Origin of the sequence: Streptomyces bacillaris, from assembly GCF_003268675.1 — a bacterium.
Classification (GTDB): domain Bacteria; phylum Actinomycetota; class Actinomycetes; order Streptomycetales; family Streptomycetaceae; genus Streptomyces; species Streptomyces bacillaris.
Genome location: NZ_CP029378.1, coordinates 7881341 through 7888441 on the forward strand (window position 1 = coordinate 7881341; position 7101 = coordinate 7888441).

The 7101-nt window shown below is 70.7% G+C and carries 7 protein-coding genes and 1 pseudogene; 5 read left to right on the forward strand and 3 right to left on the reverse strand.

All coding sequences use genetic code 11. The features are described from left to right. Positions 1-481: 481 nt before the first annotated feature. Both DJ476_RS34310 and DJ476_RS34315 read left to right on the forward strand, forming a co-directional pair. A complete protein-coding gene (locus tag DJ476_RS34310; protein WP_112492386.1) occupies positions 482-1237 on the forward strand; it encodes a transposase family protein in 756 nt (251 codons plus the stop codon). A 115-nt stretch (positions 1238-1352) separates the two neighbouring features. Further along, positions 1353-1598 carry a LexA family protein gene (locus tag DJ476_RS34315; RefSeq protein ID WP_318294856.1) on the forward strand — a complete coding sequence of 82 codons (246 nt, stop codon included), beginning with the start codon at positions 1353-1355 and terminating at the stop codon, positions 1596-1598. A gap of 147 nt (positions 1599-1745) precedes the next feature. Here the strand turns inward: DJ476_RS34315 and DJ476_RS34320 are convergent, their stop codons facing one another. The 3 genes from DJ476_RS34320 to DJ476_RS35965 are packed head-to-tail and all read right to left on the reverse strand — an operon-like array spanning position 1746 to position 4788. Next, positions 1746-2060 (reverse strand): hypothetical protein, encoded by a 315-nt coding sequence (locus tag DJ476_RS34320; RefSeq protein WP_112492387.1) that lies wholly within the window; start codon positions 2058-2060, stop codon positions 1746-1748. Next, positions 2057-3814, reverse strand: coding sequence for a helicase associated domain-containing protein (locus DJ476_RS35960; RefSeq protein ID WP_318294916.1), 1758 nt, complete (start codon positions 3812-3814; stop codon positions 2057-2059). Before DJ476_RS35960 ends, DJ476_RS34320 begins: the two co-directional genes overlap by 4 nt. Beyond that, positions 3811-4788: a DEAD/DEAH box helicase family protein gene (locus DJ476_RS35965; RefSeq protein ID WP_318294857.1), complete on the reverse strand. Its 978-nt coding sequence runs from the start codon at positions 4786-4788 to the stop codon at positions 3811-3813. The genes DJ476_RS35960 and DJ476_RS35965 overlap by 4 nt, the downstream gene beginning before the upstream one ends. Positions 4789-4881: 93 nt before the next feature. On the opposite strand from DJ476_RS35965, the gene DJ476_RS35970 reads away from it, so the two are divergent. The 3 genes and pseudogenes from DJ476_RS35970 to DJ476_RS34335 all read left to right on the forward strand — a co-directional run bounded on the left by DJ476_RS35970 (position 4882) and on the right by DJ476_RS34335 (position 7089). Then, the gene (locus tag DJ476_RS35970) at positions 4882-5550 is read left to right on the forward strand and encodes a helix-turn-helix transcriptional regulator (RefSeq protein WP_318294858.1); all 669 of its coding nucleotides are present in this window, start codon (positions 4882-4884) and stop codon (positions 5548-5550) included. A gap of 741 nt (positions 5551-6291) precedes the next feature. Next, positions 6292-6456 carry a hypothetical protein gene (locus tag DJ476_RS35975; RefSeq protein WP_318294859.1) on the forward strand — a complete coding sequence of 55 codons (165 nt, stop codon included), beginning with the start codon at positions 6292-6294 and terminating at the stop codon, positions 6454-6456. Positions 6457-6517: 61 nt separating this feature from the next. Further along, a pseudogene (locus DJ476_RS34335) lies at positions 6518-7089 on the forward strand (transcriptional regulator). Positions 7090-7101: the final 12 nt, after the last annotated feature.

Consider the following 7101-nt stretch of genomic DNA (forward strand, 5'->3'; position numbering starts at 1 on the left):
ACACGGGTCTGCTGCAGCGGCTGGACTGGCTGATGCGACCATAATGGATGTGGAGACCACGGCCAATGTGGCACCGATGCTGAAAAAGCGGCGCGCGAGGTTCATTTTATCTACTCAATCCCCGTAGGTGCAACGGAATAATTGCACTCTGTCGATCTGGTCGCAGATGACTATAGGTTGTTTTGATGAAATTTTGAAGTCATATCAAAATGATGGCTTAAAGACGACCTTCGTGGTGGTCTGCAACGGAGCTGACAGTGTTGTTGCGGCCCGTGGCGCTCGCGGGCATGCCGACGGCCCGGCTGGCGTACCCGGAGCTTGCCGGGCTTCACGACTCCGGGCGCGATGAGGATTGTTCGAGAATAGTGAGCCTCTTCCAACCTGGCGGCACTGACCGCGTGTTGGACCATCCTGCGCAACGACGAAGCTCCTGGTAGACGAGTTCTCGACCAAGATCACCCGTGTCCGCCAGGAGCTTCGCGTGCTTGTCTATCCGTCCTCGATCGACTTGTCCACCCGCACCCTGCGGTTCCTGTCCGGACAACTCACAGCCAGGCGACAGGAGATCGGGACACGCTGGCGGCGCCTTCCCGTGGCACGGCAGGCCCTGCTCGCCCTGGCCCACCTGCGCTGCGGCGACACCTACGCCCAGCTCGCGGCCGGGTTCGGCATCGGGATCGCAACCGTCTACCGCTACATCCGTGAGGCCATCGAGGCCCTGGCCGCCCTCGCCCCGCCCCTGACCGAGGCGATGAAGACCATCCGGACGAAGGCGTTCGCCATCCTCGACGGCACCCTGCTGCCCATCGACCGTATCGCCGCCGACACCCCGTACTACTCCGGGAAACACAAACGCCACGGCATGAGCGTCCAGGTCCTCACCGATCCGTTCGGCCGTCTGCTCTGGGTCTCGCCGGCTCTGCCCGGCTCCACCCACAATCTGACCGCCGCTCGACAGCACGGGATCATCGACGCACTCGCCGCAGCGGGCGTCAAGTGCTGGGCGGACAAGGCGTACCAAGGAGCAGGCAGGCCCGTACGGGTCCCGTTTCGGGGCCGCCGCCTCAAGCGATGGAAGCGCCGCCACAACACCACCCACGCCAAAATCCGCTGTGTCGGCGAGCAGGCCATGGCCACCCTCAAGGGCTGGCGGCTCCTGCGGAAACTCCGCTGCAGCACCAACCGCATCACCAACATCGTGAAGGCCGTCCTCGTCCTTCACCACGCATCCGTGTGAGGTTGGAAAAGGCTCACTGGCATCCGTTCTGGGCCACTCCGGCGGGCCGTACGCCTGCGGCGCGGGTTGAGCTGCGGCAGCGGGCCGCTGACGGCCGCCGGGCCCGGGGCGCGGCGTGAGGTACGGCGGTGACCTGTCGGAGCGGCAGGAGGCGATCATGCGCGTGATCCGGTCCTGGATCGTCGAGCACGGGCAGGCCCCAACGATCCGGCAGATCGGTGAGCGGGTCGGCCTCTCCTCCACCAGCTCGGTCGCCTATCAGCTCGGCCGCCTCGAAGAGTGGGGGCTGATCACGCGGACGGGCAGAGGCTGGAAGACCTGCTACCTGGGGAGCCCTCGTCGCGGCCTGAGGAGCCGCTGACCCTCCGCGCCGCCGGTAGGGTGCTGGCAGACCGTGCCGACATGGAGTGTGCGGGACAGGTCCGGGTCCCGGGAGTACGGCTCGGACCCCTGGTGCCGGTGGCATCCCTGCTACCGGCGCCAGGCCCCTCTTCTGAGGGGTGCTGGGTCAGTCGTCGTCAGGTGCGGTGCCGATCCAGGCGACCGGTGCGCCGTCGGGGGTGAGGCCCCAGTGGGGTGTGCGGGTCTCGTGGCCGGTGTCCTGTACGCAGATCCGTCCCCACCGGCCGTGCTTGCCCTCGCACACCCGGGCCAGCACGGCGGTGCCGCCCTCGCGTACGGCGGTCTCGTACCGGTCCTGGAAGACCTGTAGCTCGCTGCGCAGTTCTTGGCCGCTGCGGGATTCCTCTTGCCGGATGAGGGCTCCGAGCCGCTGTACCTCGGGGTCCGAGAGAATCGCCGCGATCCGCTCCTCGCTGTTCATGCGGTGGTCTCCTGCGTCCAGTCGAGGCCGAGTGCGGCGAAGGCGCCGAGTTTCTCGGCGCTCAGCTTGGCGCGCCTGTTCTTGTGGTTGGAGAGGAACACCCCGGCCTGGACCTGGTGTTCCTGTCCGTCGATGAGGACGGTTTCGGTGTGCTGGCGGGGGACCTTCAGGTGTCCCTCGCGCTGGACGTACTGAGCGAGCGCGGTGATACCCCGCTCGAACGCCGCGCCCTTGCCGCCCTTCCCGGCCGCCGTCGGGGCGGCGGGAGCGGTGTCGGTCCGGCGCTTGAGCCCGAGGGCCTCCAGGCGTTCGCGCTGCTCGGGGCTGAGGGTGTCCCAGACGTCCGGGGCGGTCTGGCGGGTGGTCCAGGTGCCGACGTCGACGCCGTTGACCGTGACGCCGGGAAGCAGTTCGACGCTGCCCTGTTCCTCGGCCAGCAGGACGCGGGCGGCTGCGTAGTGGCGCTGCCAGTCGACCGGCCACCCGGGGTTCCACTCGGGATCGATGGCCTCCAGGGCGCGGCGGCGCTCCTCGGCGCGGGCGGGGTCGGTGCCGAGCCCGCCGGGGCGGCGCAGGTTGCTGAGCCACTGCCCCAGCGCCACCCCGTCCCAGACCGCGTTCCTCGGGCAGGCGAGGGTGGAGTGGACGGCGTAGTAGGAGCGGGCAGCACCGAAGTTCTTCCAGAACCCCGCGTCACCGACCGACCAGACCATGCCCACCTCGTTCAGCAGGTCCACCCGCCACGCCTTCAACGTCCCGGCCTGGAACGCGCGGCGCTGCTCGCTGACCCAGCTCCCCAGTGCGTAGGTGTCGCCGTCGTCGCCCGACTTCACCGTGGTGTCGCTGGGGACGCGGGCGTGTCCGTGTTCCTGGACCCAGGTCCGCAGGGTGTTGTAGCCGGTGAGCCAGATTTCGCTGTCCGGGCGCAGGACGCGGGTGCGCAGGAACAGGGCGACGGCTTCGGGGTCGCGGGGGAGGGAGAACCGCAGCAGCGGCGTCGTGAGAGGCGCGATACCCGGCGAGGCGTCGTCCTCGTCCTGGTCCTCCCCACCCTCTTCAACGCCTCCCTGTTCGTGGCCGCCGTCATCGTCGGTGCCGGCCGCCGCGGCTTCCCGTTCCTCGTCCTGCTCCTGGCCGTCGTCCTCGCCGTGCTGCTCGTTGTCCTGGTCGTCGTGCTTGGCGGCCGGGGCCTGCGGGTCGAGGGCGAGCACGGACGTGATCTGTCCGCGCGCGGTCGTGGTGGGCAGCGCCATGCGCTCGATGACCCGGTCATCGTGGGCGCGCAGCCCCTGGAGGATGGCGACCAGGCCGCGGTAGCTGGAGGACGCCATCATGTCGCCGGGGTCCTCCCCGGGCTCCAGGAAGACGGGCACGATGATGCGGGACACCTTGCCGTCGCCGGGTTCCTGGCGCAGCGCCCGCCCGATGATCTGCACGATCTCCACCGGCGACGAGCGGGTGTCCGCGAAGACCACCGCGCCGACGCCACGCTTGCCCCGGATGTCGACCCCCTCACCGAGGACCCGGCAGGACGCCAGGAAGCCGAGTTCAGTGACCCACCCCTCGGCGTCGATGCCGTCGGCGTACCGGGTGAGGACGTCGCGGCGGTGGGTGGCGGGGTGTTCGCCGGAGAGCCACTCCGCCCCGACGCGGGCCGGGTAGGCGGCGGGGTCGGCGGCGTGCAGCCGCGCGGCGGTCTCCGGCATGGCGCGGGCGAAACTCATCGCGTCCAGCGTCCGGCTGTGGAACGTCATGTAGGAGCGGACGCCGGTCTCGTCGGCGTGCTTGAGCAGCGCGGCCTGGAGGGCGGCGAGCCGGCGGCCCCGCTGCTCCTCCAAGGAGGCGTCCTTGCTGAGCGGTGACGGATCGCGGATCTCCAGCACGTCCACCTCGAACCGCGCGAGAATCCCTCGCTCGACACTTTCCATGAGGCCGGTTTCGTGGAGGACGGGCCCGTACAGGGTGGTGTCGTCCATCGAGGCGACGAGCCGCCCGCCCAGCACCTCCCCGCCGTCCGCGCCGGGCTGGCCGCCGTCGGCCTTCTCCTCGGTCGTACGCGGGCCCGCTTCCCAGAGCGGGGGGTGGCGGTCATGTAGAGGCGGCGGGCGGCGGGGATGCGGTCCTGGTGGTGGACGGACGCCCAGGCCTTCGAGCCGTCGCCCGATGTCCTGTGCGCCTCGTCGACCACCAGGAGGTCGAAAGGGGCCATTTTCTGGCCGTAGGAGCCGCGCAGCGCCCGTTCCAGCACGCCCGGCGCGGCCGCGTCCGGGGTGTCGTCCTGGTCGTCGGCCAGGCCCTGCCCGGCGAGGGAGGCGTACGTCGCGAACACCAGCATCGGCCCGCTCGACGCCCAGAGGGCGAGCTGGGTCGGGTTGGTCGTGCACCGCACGCCGAGCGCTTCCAGCAGCGGGTCCGCGCCGAGCGAGCACACCGCGACGGCCGGGCCGTTGTGCCCGGCCCGGCGCCATGCCTCGATCGTCTGCGTCAGCAGGTCCAGGGTGGGGACCAGCACGCCGATCACTCCGTTCGGGCACAGCCGGAGCGCGGCGACGGCCGCCGTGACCGTCTTGCCGGTCCCGGTGGCCATGTGGACCTGTCCGCGCAGCCCGCCTGCGGGCAGCGCCCCGTCGGCCGGGAGGGAGAGGCCCGACACGATCCGGTCGACGGCCTCTACCTGGTGCGGCCGGAGGGTGATCCCGGACCCGTTCGCCTGCGGTGTCTGCTGCATACCCCTATGCTCCTCGCTACGCGCTGCCCAAATGCGGTACGTCTGATGCACAATCTAGCATCGAATCTAGATCAGTGCTGATACACTTGTCTCATGACTGATCCAGTGAGCGTTGAATCGCTGCTCGAAGAGGCCCGTCTCGCCAAGGCGATGCCGCCGCCGGAGGAGCGCCTGCGGCTGCGTGAGGCGGCCGGGCTGACCCGCGCCCAGGTCGCCACCGCGGTCGGTGTCGCGCGCGGCACGGTCCTTGCCTGGGAGAGCGGGAAGAGTGACCCGACCCCGCCGGGCCGCCTGCCCTACCTGCGCCTGCTGGAGGGCTTGGCCGAGCTTCACCCCGCCCCGGTCGACCCGGCGGACAACCCGATCGGGGCGCTGTTCAACGACCGGCCGTACGGCACCGCCCCCGTACCGGCCGCCGCCGAGACGCCCGCCGTCGCGGTGCCGGCCGCGCTGACCGGGCTGGTGACGCTGCGCGGACCGGACGGTCTCGCCATCGAGGGCGACCCGGGCCCGTGCGTGCGCTGCGGCGTCGAGACGACGTTCCAGTCCACCGACGGCCGCCCGCTCCACTCCGGGGGCCTGTGCCAGCGCCCCGCCCCCGTACGCCCTCAGGCCGCACCCCCGGCGCCCCCACCCCCACACCTGCCTCCGTGCCCGCCGCTGCGGCCCCGGCCCCGGTTCCCCCCGTGGCGTCGCCGGTCGCGGCCCGGGTGCCGACCCGCCCCAGCGCCGGTCCAAGAGCGCCGCGCGTGCGGAGGCTGACCTGATGGGCCTGATCCGGGGTGCGGTCGAGCAGGAGGCCGAGCGCGCCGGCGGGACGAGGACGCCGCGCTGAAGGCGTTGACCGCGAGGGCGATCCCCGACGCCATGCACCTGTTCGACCAGACGCGGGCCACGGCCCGCTACGAATACACCGCCTACCCGGCGCTCCCCGACATCCTGCACAAGCCCTCGAAGAAGGAGCCGGATCAGATCTGGGAGGCCCGCCCCAACTACACCAACCCCGCCTACTCGATGCGCGCCGCCGAGCGGGACGTCAAGGTCACCGCCCTGGACGTCAACGCCGCCTACCTGTCGGCGCTGAAGGTGTGGCTGCCGATCGGGAAGCTGGAGCACACCAGCGGATCGGACGGGGTCGGTCCGAAGCGGTCCGGGGTCCACCTGGTCACCCCGCCCCTGGACCCACCCACACCTGCCCAGCCCGCTCGGGGACCGCGACGAGCCCGGAGCCCTGTGGATCACCGACGCCACCCTGCGTCTCCTGCTGCGCCTGTCCGGCCCCAAGTGGGGCCTCACCCAGGCGCCCACCGTCCACGAGTCCTGGACGTCGGGCGCGACCGAGAACTTCCTCGACGCCCTGAGGAAGCTGTTGGTGACCGCCCGGTCGGAGGCGATCAAGGCGGGGGACCGGCTGCTGCTGGAGTACGTCAAGGCCATGTACTCGAAATTCGTGAGCACCATGGGGGAGTCGCAGCACAACCGGGAGATGGTCCGCCCGACTGGATGCACAACATCCACTCCCAGGCGTACGCGCTGCACTGCGGCCGGGCGTACAAGGCCCACCAGGCCGGGCTGGAGGTCGTCGCGCTGAAGAACACCGACGAGCTGCACGTCACCGGTGGGGACTGGAGGCAGGTGTTCACCGAGGGCGGGGTGTGTCCGAGCTGAAGATCAAGCAGGGCGACGGCAAGACGTCCGGTGAGTACCTGGTCGGGAAGGTGGGCGGCTGATGGCCGGGCGGTGGATGGAGTTTGGGAAGTACGGGGCGGCCGGAGCGCCGGGGCGGAGGCGCTCGGGATCGCCATGGAAGGGATGGTGCGCGGTATCGCCTCGCCGGTCGACAGCGAGCGCGGGCTCGCCGCCGCCTGAACTACCTCACCAAGTCCGACGCGGGTACGAGGCGATGGACCGGGCCGGGATCCACGTCTCCCCCGGACCCTGATGGCCTGGCTCGCGGAGGAACGCACCCCGAACCGCGCGAACCTGGCCCGGCTGGACGCGGCGTACTGGGATCTGCGCCGCCGCAACGTCGCCGCGGATCTCAAGGCGCGGCTGAACAACGGCGGGCGCGGGACCCGGGTGGAGATCAACCCGGTGAACCAGGCAGGGGTGGAGCAGAAGTACCGGCGCGACCTGGCCCCCCGCAGCGTCAACGTGCGCGGCGTCTGGGACCGGGCCGTGGACGCGTGGATGGACGACGACCTGGCCGAGCTGGACGCGGTGTGGGACGAGATTCTCGACCTGATCGGCTCGGACTACGACGGCTACAGCTACGTCTCCTCGATCGGCTGGGCCGCCTGACACCGGCCCTAT